Raw genomic sequence first — 23,513 nt, forward strand, 5'->3', positions numbered from 1 at the left:
ATCACAGGGAAGGTGCTTTTAGTTACTCCAAGCATTTGATAGCGCCTCAGCCTGTTCCAGCACCATGTCAATCGCATCCTCCTGTCCATCGGGTGGATATTTGTGACGCTGGAGCGTTCGCCGGACCAGAATGCGTAATCGGGCTCGCACACTCTCTCGCACTTGCCAGTCAACCGTCGTGGATTTACGCAACTTCTCAGTCAGTTCGATCGCAATCTTTTTTAGCGTGGCGTCACCCAGCTCACGGACAGCACTTTCATTGTTGGCCAGCGCGTCGTAAAAGGCGATTTCATCGCGGTTCAGTCCCAAGGCTTCATCTCGCTCAAGATCTGCCTTGAACTGTTTCGCCATGGCAATGAGCTCTTCGATTACCTGGGCCGTTTCAATGCCTCGGTTGTTGTACTTGCGCAAGGTTTCCTGCAAGCGATCGCCGTACTTCTTTTCCTGCACCACGTTGTTGCGCGTTTTGGCGCGAATGTCATCTTTGAGCAACTTCTCCAGTAGCTCCACGGCAAAGTTCTTGTACGGCATCTGTCGCACGTCTTCGAGAAACTCGTCTGACAGGAGTCCGATGTTGGGTTTGTCCAGCCCACACAATGCGAATACGTCCGACACACCCTCCGCAACCAAGGCATTGTCCAGGATCTGTTTCAGGACGGTGTTCTTTTCGTCCTCGGTCAATTTCTTGTCGACGCTGGTGTGTTTGGTGATGGCCGCTTTGACCGCAGAGAGAAATGCCACCTCCTTCTGGTGCTGTCGTGCCTCGTCCAGGGTGTTGCATAGCGAGTAGGCCTTGTTCATGGCCAATACTGCATCCAGGAAACGCTTCTTCCCGTCTTTGAGCCCCAGGACATGGTTTGCGGTCGGGATCAGCAACTGGTTCGCGTTTTCCTCATAGTCGCTGTAGTCGAAACCGTCAGACTCGGGTCCTTTGGCGAACAATCCATGGATGACATCGAGCTTTTCCAGAAGCACGGCATACGCCTCGTGAGCATCGTGCGTGGGCTCACCCTTGCCCTTCGATTCGGTGTAGGTCTTTAATGCCTGCTTGAGCTCATTGGCAATGCCGATGTAGTCCACCACCAGTCCACCGGGCTTGTTCTTGAATACCCGGTTAACACGCGCCACGGCCTGCATGAGCCCGTGACCTTTCATGGGTTTGTCGACGTACATGGTGTGGCAACAGGGCGCATCAAAGCCTGTGAGCCACATGTCTCGCACAATCACGAGTCTGAGCGGGTCGTTCACATCCTTGAAGCGCTTCTCAAGGCGCTTTTTGACGGCCTTGTTATACACGTGGGGTTGCAACAAGGCTTTGTCCGATGCGGACCCTGTCATCACGATCTTGATGGCGCCTTTCTCCGGGTCGACATCATGCCATTCTGGGCGCAGCGCAATAATCTCGTTGTACAGGTGTACGCAGATTTCCCGGCTCATGGCCACGATCATCGCTTTGCCTTCAATGACCTGGTTGCGAGCGTCAAAATGCTCGACGAGATCCTTGGCAACTTCCTTCAGGCGTGGTTCGGCTCCGACAAGTTTTTCCAGCCGGCTCCACTGGCTTTTGGTTCTTTCGCGGGTGCTGACGTCTTCCTCGTCCTCAACCACCTCCTCAACCTGCGCAGAGAGTTCCTCAATGGCCTCCTGGTTGATATCAAGCTTGGCCAGACGAGACTCGTAGTAGATGGGCACGGTTGCCCCGTCATCGACCGCATCCTTGATGTCGTAGACGGAAACGTAATCGCCAAAGACTGCCCGGGTGTCCTTGTCCTCAAACGCGATCGGGGTACCGGTAAAGCCAATGAAAGAGGCATTGGGCAGCGCATCGCGCATGTGTTTGGCGTACCCGTACTTGTAGCTGCCGTCCTTCTTTAAGGTCGCTTTCAGGCCATACTGACTGCGGTGGGCTTCGTCCGAGATCACCACGATGTTGTGACGCGCGTTCAGGATGGGGTGTCCATCTTCATCGTCCAGCAAGGCAAACTTCTGGACCGTCGTGAAAATGATGCCACCGGACTCGCGCTCAGCCAGCAATTGCCGCAACGTGTCTCGATCATCGGCTTGCACGGGATCTTGCTTGAGCAGGTCTCTCGCGGCCGTGAAGGTAGCAAACAGCTGCCCATCCAGATCATTGCGATCCGTTACAACAACAATCGTCGGATTGTTCATCTCGGGCTGTTGCAGGAGCTTGCCCGCGTAGCAGCACATGGAGATGCTTTTGCCGGATCCCTGGGTGTGCCAGATGACACCCGCCTTCTTGCTGCCGTAATGACGATCTGAGGAGAGTTGACCCCCTTTGGGGATCTTGGCGGCCAGGACGGTGGCTCGGACGGCTTCTCGCACGGCGTGGAACTGGTGATAGCCGGCAATCTTTTTGGTCAGCCGATCAGACTCGGTCTCAAAGATCACAAAAAAGCGGATGTAGTCCAGAAACAGTTCCCGATCAAAGTAGCCCTTGACCATGGTTTCCAGCTCCCAGGACAACAGGGGTTTGTCATTCTCGTGCTTGAGGGTGCGCCAGGGCATGAACCGCTCGCGATCAGCGGTCAGGGACCCGACACGGGCGGTGTATCCGTCGCTTGCGACCAGTGCCTCGTTGTACGCAAAGAGGTCTGGGATCTCACTCTTGTACGTCTGGATCTGATTGAAGGCATCCCAGATATCGACGTTCTCTGCCCCAGGGCTTTTGAGCTCCAGGACAGCCAAAGGCAGACCATTGATGAAGCAGATGATATCGGGCCTTCGCGGCTGTCGACTGCCCTGAAGGGTGAACTGGTTGATTGCGCGGAACCGGTTTGTCTCGATTGATTCAAAGTCGATCAGAAACGCGCGATCATGGATCCACTCGTCATCGCGCTTGTACTCGATGGGCACACCATCGAGGAGCATACGGTGAAAGGCTCGGTTATTGATAACGGTGTCGAGGCTCTCAGGCTTTCGTACTCGAGCAACGACTTGCTCGACAGCACTGGTAGGCAAATGGGGATTGATGCGGCTGATGGCGTGTTCGAGATCGCCCAAGAGCAGCACCTGTCGGTAATCAACGCGCTCAGGGGAGGGACCATCTGGCGCAAGATCGGGTCCATGGGCCACATCCCATCCGCCTTCAGCGAACCACAGCAGGCATTGCTGTTCCAGTTGATCTTCGGTCATGCCGCAATCCTCTTGTTAGCCGCGGGTCGCCTTCATTCCTCGACAGGCTCTGTGGTGAAGTCTGTCTGCCGCAACTCTCGCTTGATTTGATCAAGGGGTTTGCGTAGGGCGAACTCTAGCCTTGTCATATGAGTCACCATCCAGCTGATCATGTCGGGCCAGTTACCCTTGTCGTAGCCGTCAACCGACTTTTCGAACTGAACCCGGCAGGCTTTCTTGTTGGGTAGGGGCAGCCAAACGAGTGGCTGACCAAACTGCGACTCAATCTCTGCCTTTTGCTCGTACAGTCGGTCATAGACGAAGGTGTTGACCTCGGCGCTACCGCTTTGCAGACTGAATCCCACGCGGATCTCGTCCTTTCCAAAGATCAGCTGAAAGGGCATGCCCCGAATACCTGAGCCAGCACTGAGCCAGTGATCCTTGGCGGGACTGATGTTGGTGTACAGCGTGCACTGACTGTGGCTGAAGGCCTCCAGTGCTTGCTCCCAGAACTCCAGGCGCAGCTTGTGACGGAGCTTGAGCTCTGTGTCGGCATTCTTCTCCTCGGCTTCCTTGGCCACCATGCCGACCATGAAGTCGGTGGACTCGGGCGTGGGGATGATTTGCTCCACGTTCAGAAAGAGCTCCCCGCCTGCCTGGTAGGGCGTGACCTTGAAGCATTGGCAGGCGATTCCGAACTGGCTGAGCCACAAGACCGTATTGGTCACTTCCTTGCGGTAGCGTGCTGCAACAAAGATCAAGCGCTGGGTCTTGATCCGATTGATCTGGGCCGCATCCAGATCATCCACCTCCAGGAACTCGATCAGATTGTCTGCGGCGTTTCCGACGGACTCTCCGGACACCTGGGCTCTCTGGTTCAAGTACCGCTGGTAGATCTCCACCACCTGCGTCTTGCTGAGGTTGGCGCAATAGCCCGCATACTTCAATGCCTGCCAGACCACATCCCGGCCGGAGTCATCGAGCTTGTTTTCAATGATGACAAGGTTGCCTTCCTTGTCGATGGCCAGGAGGTCCAGGCGCTCACGAGTGTCATCAAAGCCGTCAAACTCTTTCTGGATGATGAGAAGCTCGTCACCATCGCCTTGTGCCAGGGCCTGTGGGCAGTTCTCCAGCCATTCTTGCAAATGCTTGCGCTCAGTGAATCCGAGCTCAATAAAGCGCTTTGTCTCCAGCGGCATGATCCGGTTCTGGCTGACGTCGATCTTAAACATCGCCTGTCTCCAGTATCTCAATCGAAGGCAGATCTGAAACCGTCAGTTCGCCTGAGAGGAGTTTGGGGAGGAGGGTGTCGCGAAGTGCATTTAGGTTCGTGTTTGAGTTGCTGGATATCTTCTCAACTAGTGGCATTACTATCGATGAGAAGCACGACATTGTTACCTCGTTGGGAATGACTACGAGTTCTTTTTCAAGGAAGACCTTTGTCTGAAAGTTACTAATCCCAGTGCTTTGGTTTTGATACAGCCAAGTCTTACCGTCAGCATAAATTTTTTGCAGATGCAGTCCGAGAATCAGTCCGATGTCATTGCTCTGCGGTCGAAGGAGACGACAAAAACTTGCTGGCTCTGCTACGCCCAGTTGATCAAACATGTGTTTCGTGATCATTAGCGATCGACCGGTTGGCTGGCCTTTGCTACCCCCGGATACTTCTAGAATGATATCGCTAGGCTGTAGTTGGCGCTGCAATAGCTTTTTCGTACTTACATAGCGAACTGGTGCTGTGCCGTAATTACCGGAGTAGATGTTTGGTATGTCTGTTCCGCGAACGATTTTGACTTTCTCTGTGTGTTCTTCATCAGGTGAGTCCTTGCCCCAATCTCCCCTATGGTCTTGAGTAAAACGGAGCCAAAGGGTCTTAGGTACCACCCCTCCGGAATCTCCCCAAGCTCACTGTCTTGCATGGCCGACGGAAAAAGCCCCGCAGTCGTTTTCAACTCCGCGTACTCTTCGGGCTGCTCCTCGGCCATTTGAGCGAGCTGCTCGGGATCTTTTCCGGAGATGGCTTGCATTGCTGCGAGAAGGGCATCTTCCTCTGACCCACCGGCTTCGAGGGCAGCCATCTTGGCGCGAACCGGATCAAAGTCTACGAACCAGCTCTTGAAAATCGCCTGAGCCATCGATTCGAGGGTTTGGTTGATTTGGTTGTTGTTTCGGATTCTCTGATCAAGCGCGCTAGCAACCGCCAAAATGCGTCTTTGCTCGTCCCAAGTCGGGAGTTCTACCTTCATTTCTTGAAGACGTTTGGTTTCGAGCTTGCCAGCACCGATTCCGGTATGTTCTACCATCTCGAGTAATTTTGGCTCGTTAGCTTTTAGCCAGTAATACAAGAAGCGTTCGTCAACGACTTTTTCGTTGAGTAGGTTCGGTTTGACCCGAATAGCTTTAACGTCTTGGTTAAAGGCGACGTCACAAGAGGCCATACCGAGAGGAATCTTTTTGTGTAATGTGCTTCCTCTGACTAAAAGTAAAATTGAGCCAGATGGAGCAAGTCGTGATCCGGCTAATAGTCCTTGCTTTGTGATTTTAAGTTCGGAATTCGAAAATAAATCACCTTCCATTGATGAGGCACTTATCCAGGGTATGTCTCCGTCCCAGTAGTCAGTGTTTTTTTTCGAAGGGGTGCCTCCAGAAAACCAAACTGTAAGATTTCCTAAATGAAATAAGCGCGTCTTAGATGTCATACCCAAGCCCCCTAAGATTCCGCTTAATCTCTGCCTCCAGCCGGGCGCTCTCTGCGAACTGTTCCGAGAGTTGTGTTGTCAATCGGGCCATCTTGTCAGCAAACGGCTCACCATCGTCCTCCTGGTCTGGTGCGCCCACGTATCGACCTGGTGTGAGCACATAATCATGCTTCTTGACGTCATCGAGCGTGACAGACGCGCAAAAGCCAGGGGCATCTTCATAGCTCTGACCACGTTGCCAGGCGTGAAATGTGTCGGCAACCTTGGCGATGTCCTCGTTGGTGAAGTCGCGCAAGACACGGTCGCGCATGAATCCAAGGTTGCGAGCGTCAATGAACAGGAATTCCTTGCGGCGGTCACGCTTCTTTTCATTGTGGACCATCCCGTTGGCTTTGTCTTTGGTCAGGAACCAGATGCAGGCCGGGATCTGCGTGTTGGTGAACAGTTGCCCGGGTAAGGCCACCATGCATTCCACCAGATCCTCTTCGATCAGACGCTTGCGGATCTCACCTTCGTTGTTGGTGTTGGAACTCATGGAACCATTGGCGAGCAAGATGGCCATGCTGCCAGTTGGAGCCAAGTGGTGCAGCATGTGCTGAACCCATGCAAAGTTTGCATTGCCCTTGGGTGGTGTTCCGTACTTCCATCGCGCGTCTTCAGCCAGCGACTCACTCCACCAGTCCTTGATGTTGAAGGGCGGGTTGGCCATCACAAAATCGGCCCGCAAGTCCGGGTGCTGATCATCCAGAAAGGTATCGGCGTTCTTTTTGCCAAAGTTGAAGTCGATTCCCCGGATGGCCATGTTCATGGCAGCGAGCTTCCAGGTGGTGGGGTTGGATTCCTGGCCGTAGACCGAGATGCGCTTTCTCTGTTCGGAGGCGTCGTAGTGCTGCTCACCCGCATGTTGTTCAATGAACTTGTCGCTGGAGACGAAAAATCCCCCAGAGCCCATGGCCGGGTCATACACACGGCCAGAGTAGGGTTCAAGCATCTCCACAATGAGCGTCACGATGCTCTTGGGGGTGTAGTACTGACCGCCTTGCTTGCCTTCGGCCAGCGCAAACTCGCCCAGAAAGTACTCGTAAACGTGACCCAGAATGTCCTTGCTCTTTAAGTTGAGCTTTTCGCCATTGAAGACGGGCTTGGTGAAGGACGTGTCAGAAAAGGTGTTGATCAGACCCAGGAGCTTGTCGTTGTCGAGTTGGTACTGACTGATCCGGTTCAGGATCCCCTTGAGTCTGGGGTTGTTGTTTTCGATTTCTTCAAGGGCATTGTCGATCAGCCAGGACACCGAGCGCAGCTTCACATCATTCCCAGCCGCGTCCTGCCAGATCACGGATCCGATGGGCAAAACCGCTTTCTCCTTGAGCGTGCTCCAGCGCGCGGCTTTGGGTACCCAGAAGACGTTGGCTTCCCGGTAGTAGTCCAGCACCTCCAGTTCATCCAGAATCGCTTGCTGGTACTCCGCCTCGCTGTCGTAGTCGTCGCGTGAGAGGTAGTAAATGTTGTCGTCGTTATCCGTCTGAAAGAGCTCGACAAGCTGTTCCTGCCGTTGCTCAAACGCGTCTGAGACGTACTTCAGAAAGATCAGACCGAGGACGATGTGTTTGTAGTTCGCGGCATCGAGATTTGAGCGCAGCTTGTTGGCCGAAGCCCAGAGCTTGTCATCCAGCTGTTTGAGGAATTGTTGTTCTGTTTGGCTTGTGTCTGACATGTCTCGTCGAGAGTCCGTGTATAGGGGGGTGAGCCGACCGCAAAGATCGCGCCATTGACAGGCGTCGACGCGGCCAAGGGTGCCATCCGGTTGCGACGAAACCTGTCGCAGCAACGCGATGGCACCGCACGCCTAAAGAAATTGCAGGTTACCGTACTTCTACGCCCAGGGGGAAGGCTGCCGTCTCTTCACGCCCGTCCTGAGTGGGCTGGTGGCATGATCATTGATCCTTTGGCTCAGGTATCGGTTGGCCCCGGTGAGTCTGGTTGTAACCAATGGCAGGCTCATTGCTTCGCAGCTCACGAATGAAATGACTTTCCATGCGGGCAATCTCAGCCTTGTCGTTGGATTCAAACAGGATCTGCTTGCGCAGCGTGAAATCCGCGAGCTGCTCTCGGGTGAAGTCTCTGCTGACAAGGTCCCGGTCCCAGCTTCCGAAATAACGGATGGAGTGCCCGGGATTTCCGATGTCCATACCGACATAGATCTTGCCGTTCGGGAAGGTGATCTTGTAGACCACGTGCTGGAAGAAGGACATGTCAATCCGTTGTTTGGACAAAAGGATAGGGTCGTGGCTGGCACGCAGAAAAGCGGGACTACGAAATGACAACAGTATTGGATATCGACCCCAGATCAGGAGCGCTCAAGCGCAATGGCTCAGGACTACTCTTGGACCACGGTATCAACGACCAACGATCATGACGATCACCACAATGAATGCGATCACGCTCCAGATGGCCAGCAAAGGAGCATTGCTTGGTCTCCAATAATCCTTTTGAGCTTAACTGAGACTGTCCGTGTCTGTGTATTTTTCACGCAAATCTGATGATCCAACTTTGCCACGAGAGCCTGAACTTGAAGATATCTCTGCCTATCTGATCATGGTGCCGATTCCGTTCAGTACGTACCAGAGCAAAGTAGTTACCACTCCACCAGACAGCCAGTAGGTCACAAACCACCAGGATCTCTCTATATGGTAGGACATGCCGGCGCTGGATATCATTGGAACGTCACTGAACGACACAGCCCCTAAAGCGCCTGCCAGTAACGACAATAAAACCATCTACACGCACAACACTTCAATTGCCATACCCTTTCCGTGCCTTAGCGAACTCATTAATGTTTAGCAAATAATTTGCCCAAGGGAAAACACCCCTCGAGTACACCCATGGTGCTGGAGACCAGCATGCCCCGGAGCATCTTGGTACACCCCAAATTCACTATTTCCAACTGGCTAGAGGCGTCGTTGTGATGCGGCTGCTATGACTTTTGCATCGAATAGTTTTCGGGGCTGCAGTATCGGAGTGCTTCCATACGACCAAAACAATTGGAATTGGAAGGGCACGGACATTTCGCACAATTAATTTCCAGAAAATTACATTTGAATCATCAGTATGATTCTCATAACATATTGATTTTATTAAATAAAATGTTGACTAGCCTTGCCATTCCGATGTAATCTGATCGACCAAAGAGTGGTTGAGGAGTCGGCATGATGGTCAGGATTTGGCAGGCGAAGCCCGAGCAAGACTCGGGACCCGGGTTGGCATGATGACTGTCTGGCGTTAGGCATGTCATGAGCCCCTTCGCGCAGTTTTTGAGAACCGTGCGTCAGCGTCGAGGTTTGAAGCAAAAGGACGTGGCTGATCTGCTTGGGTATGAGCAGAGCTATTTGTCTGCGCTCGAACGCAGCGTGAAGGGCCCGCCCCGTCATGATTTCCTGTCCCGGCTGGTTCGGGGTCTCAAACTGACACCTGCCGAGAGATCCGAGCTCAATGACGCTTTGCGCTTGTCACGCCGTCAGATCGTATTGCCCGCAAACGCACCACAGGAAGAATACGCGCTCATCCGGGCTCTTGAACCGCAACTGGGCAACCTTTCTGAACAGCAAATTGCGCTGATTCAGATTGCACTTTCCTTACCCATGTCTACGGCTAGCGATCACGAGCAACACGCGCACTTCGCGTGTGCCCGCGAACGCTAGGGAAGACAGGACAGATCAAAGAGGAGAAGTTGATGACCTAAAAGAGACAAGCGAGTCAGGCAGGCCCGCCGCTCAAAGGGAAGAGATACTGTGATTTGACACCTGCAGTATCGAATTCTTCTCCAGAGGCGTCAAGGCCTTATCCCCATTTTCAGACGATCGATCGTGGCTTTTGATACCCGCGAGGGGTTCACTTTTGCCGTCGATCAGGCTTTGAAACACATTTCATTTTGATGCGTGCAAGGGCGCAGGGCTTTCTGTTGCCTGACGCACAGGAGAAGAATCATGGTTGCAAGACGGGTTATTACGCGCAGTGGGCGCGGATTTCGGGGTCGCTATCCGTCCCGAAAGATGGGCAGGATGGTTGAGTTCGAGTCACTGATTGAGAGGGATTTGATCCAGTTGCTGGAGTTCTCCACAGGGGTTGTTTCGTATGAGGAACAACCCGAGCGACTTGAGTACTTTGATGGCGAAACGATGCGGGTGTACTTCCCGGACTTTGCGGTTGAACTGGTTACGGGTCAAAGACTTCACTTGGAGGCCAAACCGCAGGCCAAGCTTGATTCGATCAAGACACGGACCAAGTACGACCACATCGCTCAGCACTATGCCAATCATCGTTCCGAGCAATATCAGGTGGTCACAGAGACTGTGGTGCGAAGAGAGCCACTTCACTCAAACCTGCGCAAGCTTTCTGGCTTGCGCGCTCGGCCGACGGGTGATGTTGAGACGCTATCGCTGCGTGGGGGTGGCGAGCCATGGGAGGGGCTGGAATCAAGGGTTGGCCACTACGCGCTCATGAAGCGGGTCGCATTGGGCATCTGGCAGTGCAATCTCGAGCAACCGCTCCAGGGATCTTTGCTGGTTCAACGTGCTGAGGAGGTCGGACATGATTCGTTATACCTATAAGCGCGGCCTGGTTTTCATTCAAGGGCAGACGCGTTGGCAGTTGGAGCGTCTGCTGGTGACCAACAAGTACCAGCTGATCTCGGGCGAGGGCGAGCATCTTGAAATTACCCGGTCAGAGATTGATAGCAAGTGGCTTGCGGGGGAATGGGTGATCGATGAGGCCTCAATTGGCTCACTTTCGAAAGCTACCTACATGGTGGCACCCCGAGATCTCTCCACTTTCACTGACTATGAACAGCGCACGGCGAGATATCGCTACGGATACCTTAAGGCTGTCGATCCGTCAGTCAATCGATTCAATCGGGAGCGGTGGGGTTCGCTGATCAGCGAACATGCCGAAAAGACCGTAGACAAGAGGCCCCCTTGTGTCGCCAGCGTTCAGAACTGGTGGAGGCAGTATCGGAACACGAAGTCGATTAACGCGCTGATTCCTAAGCGAAAGGGGCGTCGCAGACCCATAGAGTGCCCGCGACACAGCATATTCCTGGAGGTTATCGAGGAGGTCTATCTAAACAAGCAGAGATTACCGGCACAGCTGGTTTTTGAGAGGGTTGACCATCGAATCAGGAACGTCAATGATGGCTCACCTGAGAAGATCAAACCGGTGTCTCGCTCCACAGTTTATGAGTGGCTCAAAGAGCTAAACCAACAGATGGTCGACGTCGAGCGATTAGGCGCCAAACAGGCGGGGCTCAAGTACCGGGCGGCGCTGTTTCATGTCAAAACAAAAGAAGTTAATGAGAGATGGGAGATCGACCACACGCCGCTCGATTTGCATGTGTTTGATAGCGTAACCAATCTTGTGTTGGGCAGAGCCTGGATCACCCTAGTGATCGATTGCGCTACACGCATGATCATGGGCTTCTATATCTCTTTTGGTGCCCCGAGTGCCCACAGTGTCAACCAGGCGATCCGATGCGCGATTTTGCCAAAAAACCAGTGGCTCGAGCGATTCAAGCAAGTTACTGGGAACTGGCCTGCCCAGGGATTGCCAACGCTAGTGGCGGTCGACAACGGCATGGATCTTCATGCAGCGTCGGTGGAGGCGTTTTGCGAGGACACTGGCATCGAGACTCTTTTTTGCCCTGCGGGGGGACCTGAGTTCAAGGCTGTAATCGAGCGATTTATGAGAACGTCCGGTCAAGGGCTCATTCATCGTTTGCCCGGAACGACCTTTTCGAATCCGAGAGAGCGCGGCGATTACCCTTCGGAGCTTGAGAGCTGCATCACATTGACCGATCTAACGCAGTTACTGGTGAAGTGGATTGTTGATGTCTATCACATCAAGCATCATAGAACGCTGAAAAACAGTCCAATCAGAGAGTGGGCGAAGCTGGCCGAGCGAGCCATTATTGAGATGCCGGCCTATCCAGAGTCACTCGCAATTTTGGCGGCACAGAAAGCAGAGCGGACTGTGTTTCATTATGGTATCGAGTTGGAAGGCCTCTTTTATCACAGCCCGGAGTTGAATGCACTACGTGAGAAATTAGGCAAGAACCCAAAGGTTCAATTGAAGTTTGATGAAGACCAGATTGCATATGTGCATGTCTTTGATGAGCAGGCAGCATGCTATTTGAAAGTGCCCGCCAAAGACCAGGAATATGCGGTTGGGCGCAACCGTCCAATGCATCGATTGATCCGGGAGTACGCCCGAAAGACGTTTGGCGAAAACCACAGTATCCGGGAATTGTACGAAGCCGAGGAAGCGATCAGAGAGATGGTCGCTAACTCTATCGTGTCAAAAAAGACAGCACATCGAAAGAAAGCGGCTCGCACCGTCATGCACGACAGCGAAGCGGTACTGCGCAAGGAGAATCCGATTGACGACGCCCTCAATCCGGTACCAGAGGAGCGTCGTACACCCTTGCCGGACCCGTTACCAGATGGTCTAGATGACGATCTGCCTGACCTCGATGTCTTTGGCACGGAGGGTAAGTGATGACTTTCGCAGAAAGGCTAGCCAACTGTGTATCTGAGGAGGCCACGCAGCGGGATCTGTACGGATACCGTCTGAAAACGTCACCCATCATTCATCAACGGTTCAAGAAAGGTATTTACACCATAGGGGAGCTTCACCATGCTCGACGTTTGCATGGCCGAGCGGCAGGCATTCTGGTGACCGGGCCTTCGGGTGTGGGCAAAACCATGCTCGTTGGCGCGTACGCCGAGAAGCATCAGCGAGAGGCCAACCTGCAACACACAAAGATTCCGGTTTTGATGGTCACGGTGCCTTCGTCGCCAACCTCCAAAAGCCTTGCTGCCGCGATTCTGCTGGCACTTGGCTATCCCAAAGCTCACAATGGCAGTGCTCCACAGAAAACGGCTTTGATTTGCGACCTGATCACACGCTGCGATGTCGAAGTGCTGGTGCTCGATGAATTTCAGCACCTCTTCTATGCACCCACCAATGCGCTGTATCGGGATGTTACCGACTGGCTAAAGAATCTGATAAATCTCGTAAAAGTCGTGGTGGTGGCGTGTGGGTTGCATGAATCGAGTCTGGTCGTGTCATCGAATGAGCAGTTGCAACGTCGCTTTTCGACTCATTTTCAAATGTCGCGATTTGATCTGGAGGACGCGGAAGACTTTAAAGAATTCCGCAGTGTACTCAGGATGTTGCAGTCAATTTTACCGATTGAGTCCGAGACGCCGTTTCACGACGCAAATCTTGCGCGCAGAATACACCTCGCGAGTTATGGGTTACTGGACTATGTTCGAAAATTAATTGAGGGTGCCACGAGTGTATGCGCGCGAGCAGGTCTCGACCGAATTACGCAGGAGGTGTTCGCAGCCGCGTTTAGGGAAAATATCTGGCGTGAAGTCCCGGATCGCAAGAACCCGTTTCACCCTGACTCTTATCTTCAGCCTTTGGACAAGGGTGGTGAACCTTTCTATCTCCACAACGCTGGCCAGGGCCGGACGAAAGAGACGTCGACCCGAACAAGACTACATGTGCCCAAAGGGAGGTGATGATGGACGCGTTGTTGTTCAAACATGCACCCTATCGAACAGAGGGTGCGCTGGGGTATCTGTTGCGATTGGCAGAATCAAATCGACTGGTCATCAAGGATCTCGCTAATGTTGGCCTAACGTTCGATACGCAATGGCTCGATGCCCATGGTCTCATGCCCATGAAAGAGCTTGATCCTGGATTGTGGGAGTGGATCTCTCGAATTGCTCGCTTGCGCAAAAATCACCCGCGTCTCTGGAATGCCCGACGCGGGCGATTCTGTCCGCACTGTCTTGTCGAGGACGATAGTTGGCGAGCGTGCTGGGAGCTGACTTTCTACGATGCCTGCCATGAGCACCAAGTATGGATGGTGGACGCCTGCTCGAGTTGTACAAAACCGCTCTCGTGGAAGCGAACAGAACTACTGCGCTGTGATTGTGGGTCGGATCTTCGATGCGAAGTGGCGCGAGAGGCGCCGGCAGAGGTGTGCGCACTGTCTAAGGCTTTGCATCAGAAGTTACACGAGCGTGAAGACGAGCTGGTGCCTTCATGGCTCGGGCCGATGACTTTGGAGCAGCTACACCGGCTGATCCGGTTTGTTGGGATTCGTCTCGATCCGAACACGGCAGCGCGCTCAATAACAGTTGCGAACTTGAGCGATCTACAAAGGTCTTGGCCAATCAGTAGCTATGCCGCCAGCATCCTGGCTAATTGGCCACAGGCATTTGGGGAATGCTTTACGCGTCTGAATGGCAAACCGCCGCGCCGACAGGGTTTGCCTAAAACCTTCAAGCGAGCCTATGTCTACCTTTATGCGGTTATCAAGGACGACGTGTTTGACCCTCTTCGCCAGGCATTCGAGGGTTGGTTTGTTGAGAATTGGACGGGTGCAGTCGGTAAACGAAACCGGTGGTTAAGTGAAAAGCTTTTGGATTACATTCGCTGGCGCCCGGGACCTGTTGTCGCGAAAAAGCTAGGGATAAGCCTGAATCGGTTAAAGCAACTCGTCGAGGAAAATGTTATCCAGGGATACAAGCTCATTGCTCCCCAAAGTCTACGCGTCTATCTCGTCATTGCAAAAGAAGAGGTTGATCGCATCGATGTCAGCCTATTGAATGAGGTTACCCTCAAGGACGTATCCCGGATGTTAGGGCTGGGAAAAATACGAACAAGAGAGTTGCTGATGCATCTCTTTCCGATCGCCCCTCGGGCTCCGTCAGTCCCAGGGCAGGCTGGCTGGCGCATTCGTCGTGTTGATGTCGAGAACTACGTTGAGCGACGAGCTATAACTCGCGTTGTTGCGCTTCCTGAAGAGCACCAGGTCTCGCTGGCCCATATCCTGCAATTTTGGGCGTGGCGCCATATGGAAGTGATCGATCTAATTCGAGATGTCATGGCTTCGAAAGGCCCCGAATTGGTAGGAGCCTTGGAATCTGTTCCAGGTGTCGCAGGATGGCTGTTTGAGATCAAGGCAGTTAAAGCATGGGTAACGAATCACACCCCGGAACGCGCGACATACCTGAGCATTCCAGCGTTTGCGACTTTGATGGGAGTGACGGAGAGGGTGGGCTACTGGCTTGCAAGAAACGAGTTTGTGAAGCTGACCCGTCAGATATCTCAGCGAGGTGGATGTGGTGCGCAAATTCATCGTGACGATGCAAGGCGGTTTAATGAGCGCTATGTGTTTTCGGCTGATATCGCCGCGCAACTCAACGTCACACCACAAAGAATGAAAGTAGTGCTGGCGGACGAAGGGTTCTATCCGGTGTCCGGTATCAACAACGAATTAGAGAAATGCGGTAAGACCTTCTATGCGAAGACTCCGCGTTTGATGGATTTTCTTAGTCGCATCAAGGTCGTTCTGCCGCAAAGGAATATATGACTATGCAAATATAATTTTTTGAGACGCTGTCTAGCCGGTTGTTTCCACCCTATGTGGTTCGCTCTGGAACAACAGGTTTATGATGCCGTGGCATCAAGCTGGATTGGCTTGTGTGCCAGCGAGATGGTCGTGAGCCCTTATCAAACTGACAATTTGTTCGTTAACACCGTTCACTTCTTCGTGAAGTGTTTGTCCAGTTCTTGCAGGATACTGGGATTGAAGAATGATTTCTTTGGGCTGTTGGGATTGCTCGGGTCAAGGAAACGGATTTCTCCAAAACGCTTATCCTTCTGCAGTTTCATTCGCACATCGTGATACTTTCGGGCGACTTTGAAGTTTTCGTATCGCTTGCGGCATTCTTGAGTCAGGCGGACGTAATCCCAAGGGAAACGAGCACGGATTTGCTCTTCGGTGAGCCGGACCTCGGGCGCGTTGGGATTGTTCGTCACCTGCACGCCAAGTGCATCCTTAGCCTTTGAACGAGTGAACTTTATATCGATGTTCACCGTCACTGAATAGGGAGACTCGGCATCGTCGTTTGCGGGTTCGAGGCTCTCTATGAATGCGAGAAACTTCTTCTCTTCCTGGTTTAGTACGACAGCCGCTGTCTGTTGCGGCAGGGTGACGAACGACAGCGGCATCAGATAAAAATTGAATTCCGACATGTCACGCCCAAACCATGCTTTCGTGACAGCGACGAAATTTTTCAGGCTTGCGGCTCCGATCTCCTGGAGGCGCAAGGGAAATGCGCCTGATCGGTTGTAGAAATGAATCGATGAGTCCCGAAGTTCCAGCAATGCCTGGATGTTGGCCCACGCGTTGGCATCGAAAGATTTCGTTTCAATCAGTTTCTTGGCAAGAAAGTCTATGGAGTGGGTGAACGGGTTTCCGGAGCGAGTTTCCTTGACTCGAAGCTTCTTGCTCTTGGTGCCGTCTTTCTTTGTGCGCGGCTCCATGACATAGAGCGTACTGACTTTGTTGTTGTGATCAGCCAGCCATTTCGCCTTAAGGAGCAGTTCCCAGCCGTTGATGGCAAGAACAGAGAAGGCTTCTTCTCGATAGAGAAAGTCTGGCTTGTTGTAGATTTCGATGGCGGCGACGGTGGCTGCAACGGCGCGATCAAGTAATTCCTTGGAGCGGGCCTTCATAGCGTTACTTTACATTTAAATTGAGCACGGATGACTTTTAATCGGTGGAGTAAATCATCGTAGGTCATGATTTCAACGACGTGCCGGAACTTACGCCGGATGACCTCAAAGTCAGTGCGTTGATCCGGTGACAATGCGGCATCGCGGCCCATGATGATCATGCCGGAGGGATTCACAATCTTGATGCGCAGTTCATTGGGAAGTTGATCAGAATAGCGATCGTTGAGTCTTTCTTCGCCCGTCTGCCCCCAGCGGCTAAGGTGGTAGAGGTATTTCTCCAGCTGCATGATCGTGCCACTGAGCTCCCGCATGGGGACGTGGTTGTCTCGATAGCGATTGCTGGTGACCAGGCATTCGGAAAATGGCTTTTTGATTTCGATGGCATCGACGTATCCGGATGCGTCTACGAGCAAAAAATCAATCTTCCTATGTTTGCCCGCCAGGCTGTCCATCACAGGGGCTTCGGGGAATGCGCACACGTACTTGGGGTAAAGAAACTGGATGACCTGCAGAATCTCCGCCTGCCATTGTGATTCGCTGTAGGTGTCAGCACTGACTAACATTCCTTCGATTTTCTCCACCAGCAACGCGAATTTATCTGTTTCGTAGCATGCGAAAACCTTTTGGGGCTGATAGCCTTTGGCAGATTTTTTACGCTGCCGGTATTTCAGATACTGGGCCTCGTGGTCTTCCTTGATAGGAATATAGCTGCGGAGCATGCTGCTGACCCGCGCTCTAGCGTATTTCTTCAACTCGTAGGTATTGGGAAACTGGCGAAGCATTTCCTTGAAGACTTCCTCAGGCAGCGCGTCGGGATGGTCACCACCGACGTACAGGGCGTTGAAGCCGTAATCGTTAAAACCTCGGAAAATCGGGATATTTGTTTCGGCTACAAACATTGAACGCCTGAACTTGAGTGCGTGATGGATGAACAAGTCATACTCAATGCCAAGGAAACGACGATCGATCTGGTAGTAATCATCTACGAGATTTCCAACGCAGAAGCGGTAGCAGACATCCATTCCATAGTCCCCATCGTTGAACTCTGGTTGGTAGATTTCCTGACGGACGTGCAAAGCTCGACCGGAAAGCGGAATGTCTTCTTTCTTCTCCAAGGGTTTCACCAGCCAGTTATCCGCACCTCTCTCGGGTACGTAAATCATTAGCAGATGATCTCCACTTCGGATGAAGTCGATCATGGTTCGCCGAGCGTCAAGGCGGGGGAAAAGGAGTCTTTCAAAACGGATCTGAGGCGCTGGGTAGCGTGGTTGCCATGAACCGCATGAAACCAGGGTTGTTTGAGAAAACGCAGGCACGCCAAGGAGTTCGGTCCTCGGTCAATGAGGTCGCCTACGCTGACGATCCGATCACATGCAGGATCGAAACTGGCCTTTTCCAATTCTGCCTCAAACAGGTCGTGGCAGCCATGCATGTCACCCACGATAAAATCGCGTCCAGTCGTGTTGGATGGCAAGCGCTTGTGAAGTGGCTGCATGGTTGACGCAGTTGTGTGTCGATCCTGCAAGGGTGTTTATGGGGAAGAAGAATCTTTTGCGTAGGGTACACCGGTTCTTTCAGATGCGGTACTGTTCGTCTGGGGAGGTGAGTGGCTGCGAACGGCCACAAGCGAACATTGGGAGCGATCCTTCAGCCTACTCGCTCAGGCTCTCCAATGCTCTTCAACAGAGCGTTATATTGCACCTTGTCGGCAGCGTAAATCTTGTCCAACACATAGTTAGCTACCTTGGCGATCTCAGGAATTTCTACGGGCTTAAAGCCTCGATCTGGGACGGCCTCCAGGTGCGAAAACTCGTTGTTAAGCCGATTGATCAGTGCAACTGCTGTATCTTCCTCTTCCCCAAAGAATTTCTTTATCCGTTCAAACGCGTCGTTTCTATCATCATGATAGGGGTACTTGAAGAACAAAAAGGCTTCTAGGAATTTTCGCAGATTGTTGCCAAAGCCGAAAAACGGTTCATGGCTATCTGCTGCGGCAGCTTGATCTTTGCACTTGTAGATTTGATGGAAGAGGTAGTGAAACTCAGTTATGTAATCTTTGAGATAAGACGGCATGAGCAAGATGTTGCTAGAAGCGCCGTTGCGCTCGATCATGAAATGCTCGTGGTCATCGGTACTTTTCGTCTTGCCTTCACCAGCAGGGAGTTTCTTCTTCGGAATGGACAGGCGCTTGAGGTACTTCAAGAAGTCCAGATTATGGGTGGAGATAAAAAGCTGCTTGTAGCGGTAGGCGTTTGAACCGTCAGCATTCTTGATCGGCTTGGCAATCAAGCTCTCAATCAAGCTGAACATGAAGAAGATATGGTTTCCGTCTAGACTAGAAATTGGATCGTCAATGTAGATAATCAGTTCTTTGCCTTTGCTCTCAGGGTCTTCTAGCTTGGCAATGAAATAGCAGAATGCAATCAGGCTGCACTCACCTTCGCTGAGGTTGTACGCGGCCTTGCCGTTTCGCGTGATTTCAAACTTGACCGTGGCTTTGTCTGCGCCGTCGCGGGCTTCAAGTTTGATACCGTCATGACCGAAGAAGTTGTTGAGCAGTGAGTTGACTCGCTCGGCCCCCTTCCGCTCATCCTTTTGCTTGGCTCTCAAATTTTGGACTTCTGCTTCCGCGTCACGGATCTCTTTTTCCGCGTCCGTATGGGCCGTGCCTGCCGTGTCGGCGCCGGTCTTGAGGGTAGCTATGCGGGCAACCTCATTGTCATAGGTGATCGCATCAGCAAACTCGAACACGTCAGCCAGGCGAAGTGCATCTATGGCAGCAGCCTTGTCTTTTTCCAGAGTCCTCGTCTTGCCGTTGCTCGTGACGATCAGCGCATTGATGTCCTGAACATGCTTCTCGATCTCCTTGGCGTCATGGGAAGGGGGCTTCAGAATCACAAGCTGGAACAGGTTGTTTTTGCGAGTCTCAAGCGACTTCTTCAGGAATTCCAAGTCCTTCTCGTAGACACCAAGTGCTTCCGACAGTGCCTTGCTGCTCGCTTCAAACGCGGTACGTTCATCCGCATAAAACTGAGCACCTGTAAAGGTATTGAGTCCAGCAACGGACTTGATCTCGTCCGTGACTGACGCTATAGCAGCATCCAAGGCGGTTTCCAGGTCGCCCGACTCTTTGCTGAAGTGCTCGTCCAGCACCTGCCAAATGTCGTGCGGCAAGTCCTGCCGGCAGAAAGCACAGGTGTTCCGTTTGTCCCGGTGGTGTCCGATACCTTGCTTGACCCAAAGCTGCAAAGCGCTGTCCTTGAGCAGCTCTTCAATCGCTTTGGTAGGCGTTATCGCCTTGGATAGAAGAGGTTCAGCAGTGGCCTTCAGCGACTCCAGCTTGAGGATGATGGCCAGAGTGCCTTCGATGTCAGGTAGGGCTTCCTGCTTGAGCAAGGTGAGCTTGCTTGCTTGTTCCTCAGGGGTCAGGGCGGAGAAGCCGGGCTTACTGGTGGAATCAATGTCACGTTTGATGTGGTCGATGGTGTAGACGGGTACGCGGTACAGGGGATTCTTCTTGATCTTCTCAGCAGCATGTGAGCGCAGCTTCTGTTCTAAGCCGCTCAAAGCCGTGCTGTGGGCTGTCTTGGTGCGATCACGCTCTCTCTTCTTGGCCTCCAGATCAAAGCGCAGTCCAGCCTTGCCCTCCACACTACCAAGCTTGGCTTCGATGGCAGCAATGGCGTCGTCAATCTCCTTGTTCTGTTCACCGACGATGGCGAAGGTCTTAATAACGCCTCCGATCTCCTGATTGACCAGGAAGCTCAGGTTGTCGGTCACGAAGTCGCGGTTGTAGACCCGCACGTCATAGTTGTGCGTCAGCAGATCAGCATCGGTGACCGCACCTTTCTCACCAGTCACGGTGAAGGACGAGCCAATATAGTTCAGAGGGAGCTTGCGCGTTTCCAGCGCACGAAAAATACGAGAGAGAGTCGTCTTGCCAGAGTAGTTGCGTCCATAGAGGATGTTCAGACGCTGAAAGAGCTTGACGCTTTTGCCGCTGTCCCGAACGGTCTTTTTCCACTCCAGACCTTGGAAGCTACCAAAGCTTGCTATGTCTATCTGATTAATCACCGGCTCAGTCCCCCTATAGCGGCCCTCAAGCTGTTCGAAACAGAATGTTGCTTCAAGTCTACAAGGCTCCCCTTGTACAAGACAATTCCTTTTCGGCCAAGGAGGATTTTCCTTCGATAATCGAATGATCGGCTACAGAGCGGATCCTGCGCCTGGACGTTTCACCGACGACACATCTGAACGACGGGTTGTGGCCGGTGCCGGACAAGCGCAAGCTGTGCTCGGTGATACAGCGCTAAGCTAGTGCAGGAAAGCCCACTCGGGCTTCGCCGACATGCAGGAGCTCAGTCGTCAGCTCCCTACCAAGGTAGCTCAGGAAGGCTTCGGGCTGCCCAACAATTCGAGGCTTGCATAGCGCCAATGGTTGAAAGCCGAATGAACTCGCGATGCCAAGTTGAAGGTCTCCCCCGATGCTTGGCAATGACTCGTCGTCGATGCAGTCCTGAATAACGTAACGCGGCATCCTGCTAATCGGTCTTCCCGGAGCGGGCACTCCCGACAGAGCTTCAGACAGTCTTTTCGTCATCAGCTCATTCTTGTCTCCCAGATACTGGAACTCGCCAGTCCGCATTACATTCTTTGTCGAGGCGCCAAGCACACACATGCCGTCACTCATCTGAGGCCTAAAGTGAATGATCGCGAGCGCTTTGATTGAGTGGCAATAGCCAAAAAGAGCCGCCTCGAATATGGCATGTTTCCCCACTCGACTCTTGTAGTCGTCGAATGTACGCTGCAGGTAGGTATGAACATATCGAGCAATGTCAGCCATAGAAGGAACGTATCCTGTAGGCGATATTAGATTGCTGAGAAGTGGAGCAAGTGAAAGATATGCGTTCTGCCCCATAAGAGTGTTGCCAGCGAAGCAAAAGCCAACCGAATGGAAATAGCTGAGATTTGAAAAGAAACCGTCCGCTCCAGGTTCGCGACAAACAATCTGAAGAGGGAAAATCTTCGCGCCATCCTCAAGCAGTACTCTTCCGGTCTGCGATGCACTGATACGGCTGTCCGCGGCGACCCACAGTGTCGGGTGCTCTTGCGATTCATTATTAAACCAAATGGCAATGGCCGTCATGCTGAGCCCCACGGTTTCATAAATTCTCCTAGCACCAGATTATTGCTCAGTTGGCAATAGACCGCTCCTGGCCGGTTGCAGACCTTTACGGCTGTCCCCTCCCCATAGCAGACAGCCAAATTATCAACGCTCGAATCCACCGGGCTGCGCGGCTTTTCGCGTAGCCCGGTGGAATGGGTTAGCCAGCATGTCCGGCAACTAGCCAGTTAAGGCGATTCAGATAGCAGAAATGGAGGACAGTGGCGTACGCAGCCAACGCCTCTCGTTGTTCGCCCTCCGGGAATTCGCTAGCAATTTCTTGTAGTGTTCGTACTCCTTCAAAAAACCGCGCCTGAATGTGAGTCGCTTCGTCGGCGACCGATTCCATCGCAAGATTCACTGCTTGAGACAAGAACTGAAGTTCCTGGACTGCTGTCTGTGAATCTTGGCCTCCTCGTTCGATAAGGTCGGAAGATTTAGCACGGCCTAGCATCTGGCTTTCATGGACCGCCGTCCAACCTGCATCATCGTTCTTGCGAAAATGTATCAAGACGATCGGTTTGATGTCATCAGGTGCAGGTCACAGACCTTCTTCTCAGATATCTTACGACTAACGTGCCGTCACAGTCGTACCGGTTTTCGGCGACTGCTTCGTCTGGAATAGGCATGTTCAGTCTTTTTTGGGTTTCTTCGCCAGTAAAGGCGTTCCAGCGGATGTCATTGTCCGGTTCTGCTGATGGCTCGAGGGTTGTTTGCAGGTTGCTGACGGGCTGTACTCCGGACTTTGTGATCAAAGTCCCGTCAGCCACGGGTGAATGTGCTGATGACACAACAGCTGCAGGCAACTGTTTGCATCCCGCTTAAAGGCTCCCCGGTCAAGGAAGAGGTGCGAGGCGTGCAGCCGCAACTGATATGCGGGTGTATGCCCTGCATAGGTGAGTGATAGTCCCGGGTGCCAGGGCTTTCGGCTCACTAGAAGCCGGCCTGCGGGTGAGTCAACCGCTTGGGCCTGGCCCGGCTTGGCCGCTTTGAATACTCGTCTTCCCCACACCATGGCATCGTGCATAGTACCCAGAACATCCTCGGGGCACGAATCGAGGTCGGCATCAGTCAGAATCCTGTCGGGTACGGGTTTCTCGTGGATACTCTGTTGTGCAAAAAAGCGGGTGTTCAGCTCCGGGTCGCCTGTCAGCAGCTCTGAGTGCACCACGTGGTACCTGTCCGAACCTTCTCCCACGCTGATGACAAAGGGCAGGGCGGCAACCAGGGGTAAGAGTTGGTAGTGCAGCTCTGTCTGCCCTATATCATCGAGCCTCTCTACCCAGTTGCCGCCGTTTTTGAGAAACAGGTCGTCGTTCTGCAAGAGCGGGCAGGACCTCAGAGCAGGGTAGGCGTAATTGAGCAGCATGATTTCATGGTTGCCAAGAACCGCATGAAACCAGGGTTGTTTGAGCAGGCGCAGGCACGCCAGGGAGTTCGGCCCTCGGTCAATCAGGTCACCTACACTGATGACGCGATCACAAGCAGGATCGAAACTGACCTTCTCCAGCTCTACTTCAAACAAGTCGTAGCAGCCATGCATGTCGCCGACGATGAAATCGCGTCCGTTCGTATTGGAGGGCAAGCGCTTGTGAAGTGGTTGCATGGTTGACGCAGATTGATCCTGCAATTGTGCTCAACGGGGGGGGCAAGAATCTTTTGATCAGGTTACACCGCTTCTGTCAGATGCGATACTGTTTGTCTAAGGGGTGAGTGGCTGTAAACGGCCAGGAGCCGACGCAGGGGAAATTGTTCCAAAGCAGCCTTAGGCAATAGAAGCTCACGGAATAACAACTGGGAGTACGGCTGGCACAACCCCTACGTCATTGGACTGCGCCGCGTATGACGGCTATATATTCTGGCAAATATCGCCAGGAGTCTTCCGATCAGTAGTATTAGTAAGGTTTACTATGTGCAGTGCTATCCAGAAC

General features: G+C 52.8%; 18 protein-coding genes and 1 pseudogene. 6 read left to right on the top strand and 13 right to left on the bottom strand.

Annotated features, from left to right (window positions below; all coding sequences use genetic code 11):
* Positions 1 to 18: 18 nt before the first annotated feature.
* From DBV39_RS14345 to DBV39_RS14370, 6 genes are all read right to left on the bottom strand, one after another.
* Positions 19 to 3,153 carry a type I restriction endonuclease subunit R gene (locus DBV39_RS14345; protein WP_108622113.1) on the bottom strand — a complete coding sequence of 1,045 codons (3,135 nt, stop codon included), beginning with the start codon at positions 3,151 to 3,153 and terminating at the stop codon, positions 19 to 21.
* A gap of 32 nt (positions 3,154 to 3,185) precedes the next feature.
* Positions 3,186 to 4,364: a DUF4268 domain-containing protein gene (locus DBV39_RS14350; protein WP_108622114.1), complete on the bottom strand. Its 1,179-nt coding sequence runs from the start codon at positions 4,362 to 4,364 to the stop codon at positions 3,186 to 3,188.
* Entirely contained in the window at positions 4,357 to 4,740 is a 384-nt protein-coding gene (locus DBV39_RS14355) for a restriction endonuclease subunit S domain-containing protein (RefSeq protein WP_108622115.1), read from the bottom strand. The genes DBV39_RS14350 and DBV39_RS14355 overlap by 8 nt, the downstream gene beginning before the upstream one ends.
* Positions 4,741 to 4,850: 110 nt before the next feature.
* Complete coding sequence (locus DBV39_RS14360) at positions 4,851 to 5,831, bottom strand: restriction endonuclease subunit S (RefSeq protein WP_108622116.1); 981 nt, start codon at positions 5,829 to 5,831, stop codon at positions 4,851 to 4,853.
* Positions 5,821 to 7,545, bottom strand: a complete 1,725-nt coding sequence (locus tag DBV39_RS14365; RefSeq protein WP_108622117.1) for a class I SAM-dependent DNA methyltransferase — start codon at positions 7,543 to 7,545, stop codon at positions 5,821 to 5,823. The genes DBV39_RS14360 and DBV39_RS14365 overlap by 11 nt, the downstream gene beginning before the upstream one ends.
* A gap of 220 nt (positions 7,546 to 7,765) precedes the next feature.
* A complete protein-coding gene (locus DBV39_RS14370; RefSeq protein ID WP_108622118.1) occupies positions 7,766 to 8,083 on the bottom strand; it encodes a GIY-YIG nuclease family protein in 318 nt (105 codons plus the stop codon).
* Positions 8,084 to 9,121: 1,038 nt separating this feature from the next.
* Between DBV39_RS14370 and DBV39_RS14380 the strand changes: the two genes are divergently transcribed.
* The 6 genes and pseudogenes from DBV39_RS14380 (at position 9,122) to DBV39_RS14400 (ending at position 15,270) form a co-directional block, all read left to right on the top strand.
* Positions 9,122 to 9,529, top strand: a complete 408-nt coding sequence (locus tag DBV39_RS14380; RefSeq protein ID WP_108622120.1) for a helix-turn-helix domain-containing protein — start codon at positions 9,122 to 9,124, stop codon at positions 9,527 to 9,529.
* A gap of 285 nt (positions 9,530 to 9,814) precedes the next feature.
* Positions 9,815 to 10,438 carry a TnsA endonuclease N-terminal domain-containing protein gene (locus DBV39_RS14385; protein ID WP_108622121.1) on the top strand — a complete coding sequence of 208 codons (624 nt, stop codon included), beginning with the start codon at positions 9,815 to 9,817 and terminating at the stop codon, positions 10,436 to 10,438.
* A complete protein-coding gene (locus DBV39_RS14390; RefSeq protein WP_108622122.1) occupies positions 10,419 to 12,377 on the top strand; it encodes a Mu transposase C-terminal domain-containing protein in 1,959 nt (652 codons plus the stop codon). Before DBV39_RS14385 ends, DBV39_RS14390 begins: the two co-directional genes overlap by 20 nt.
* Positions 12,377 to 13,408, top strand: a complete 1,032-nt coding sequence (locus tag DBV39_RS14395; RefSeq protein WP_108622123.1) for a TniB family NTP-binding protein — start codon at positions 12,377 to 12,379, stop codon at positions 13,406 to 13,408. Before DBV39_RS14390 ends, DBV39_RS14395 begins: the two co-directional genes overlap by 1 nt.
* A gap of 2 nt (positions 13,409 to 13,410) precedes the next feature.
* Positions 13,411 to 13,692 (top strand): annotated as a pseudogene (locus DBV39_RS20660) (hypothetical protein); the annotation flags it as partial.
* A gap of 237 nt (positions 13,693 to 13,929) precedes the next feature.
* Entirely contained in the window at positions 13,930 to 15,270 is a 1,341-nt protein-coding gene (locus DBV39_RS14400) for a hypothetical protein (protein WP_227870957.1), read from the top strand.
* A gap of 170 nt (positions 15,271 to 15,440) precedes the next feature.
* Here the strand turns inward: DBV39_RS14400 and DBV39_RS14405 are convergent, their stop codons facing one another.
* The 7 genes from DBV39_RS14405 to DBV39_RS14435 all read right to left on the bottom strand — a co-directional run bounded on the left by DBV39_RS14405 (position 15,441) and on the right by DBV39_RS14435 (position 23,188).
* On the bottom strand, positions 15,441 to 16,418 hold the full coding sequence (locus tag DBV39_RS14405; protein WP_108622125.1) for a DUF3644 domain-containing protein: 978 nt from the start codon (positions 16,416 to 16,418) through the stop codon (positions 15,441 to 15,443).
* Complete coding sequence (locus DBV39_RS14410) at positions 16,415 to 17,581, bottom strand: Shedu immune nuclease family protein (protein ID WP_159078964.1); 1,167 nt, start codon at positions 17,579 to 17,581, stop codon at positions 16,415 to 16,417. The genes DBV39_RS14405 and DBV39_RS14410 overlap by 4 nt, the downstream gene beginning before the upstream one ends.
* A 32-nt stretch (positions 17,582 to 17,613) precedes the next feature.
* A complete protein-coding gene (locus DBV39_RS14415) occupies positions 17,614 to 17,913 on the bottom strand; it encodes a metallophosphoesterase (protein WP_108622127.1) in 300 nt (99 codons plus the stop codon).
* 152 nt (positions 17,914 to 18,065) lie between these two features.
* On the bottom strand, positions 18,066 to 20,492 hold the full coding sequence (locus DBV39_RS14420; protein WP_108622128.1) for an AAA family ATPase: 2,427 nt from the start codon (positions 20,490 to 20,492) through the stop codon (positions 18,066 to 18,068).
* Between the two features lie 235 nt (positions 20,493 to 20,727).
* Positions 20,728 to 21,564: a hypothetical protein gene (locus DBV39_RS14425; RefSeq protein ID WP_108622129.1), complete on the bottom strand. Its 837-nt coding sequence runs from the start codon at positions 21,562 to 21,564 to the stop codon at positions 20,728 to 20,730.
* 178 nt (positions 21,565 to 21,742) lie between these two features.
* The gene (locus DBV39_RS14430) at positions 21,743 to 21,955 is read right to left on the bottom strand and encodes a hypothetical protein (protein ID WP_159078965.1); all 213 of its coding nucleotides are present in this window, start codon (positions 21,953 to 21,955) and stop codon (positions 21,743 to 21,745) included.
* Positions 21,956 to 22,333: 378 nt separating this feature from the next.
* Positions 22,334 to 23,188 carry a metallophosphoesterase gene (locus DBV39_RS14435; RefSeq protein WP_108622131.1) on the bottom strand — a complete coding sequence of 285 codons (855 nt, stop codon included), beginning with the start codon at positions 23,186 to 23,188 and terminating at the stop codon, positions 22,334 to 22,336.
* Positions 23,189 to 23,513: the final 325 nt, after the last annotated feature.

This window comes from Orrella marina, assembly GCF_003058465.1.
In the GTDB taxonomy this organism is placed as follows: Bacteria; Pseudomonadota; Gammaproteobacteria; order Burkholderiales; family Burkholderiaceae_B; genus Algicoccus; species Algicoccus marinus.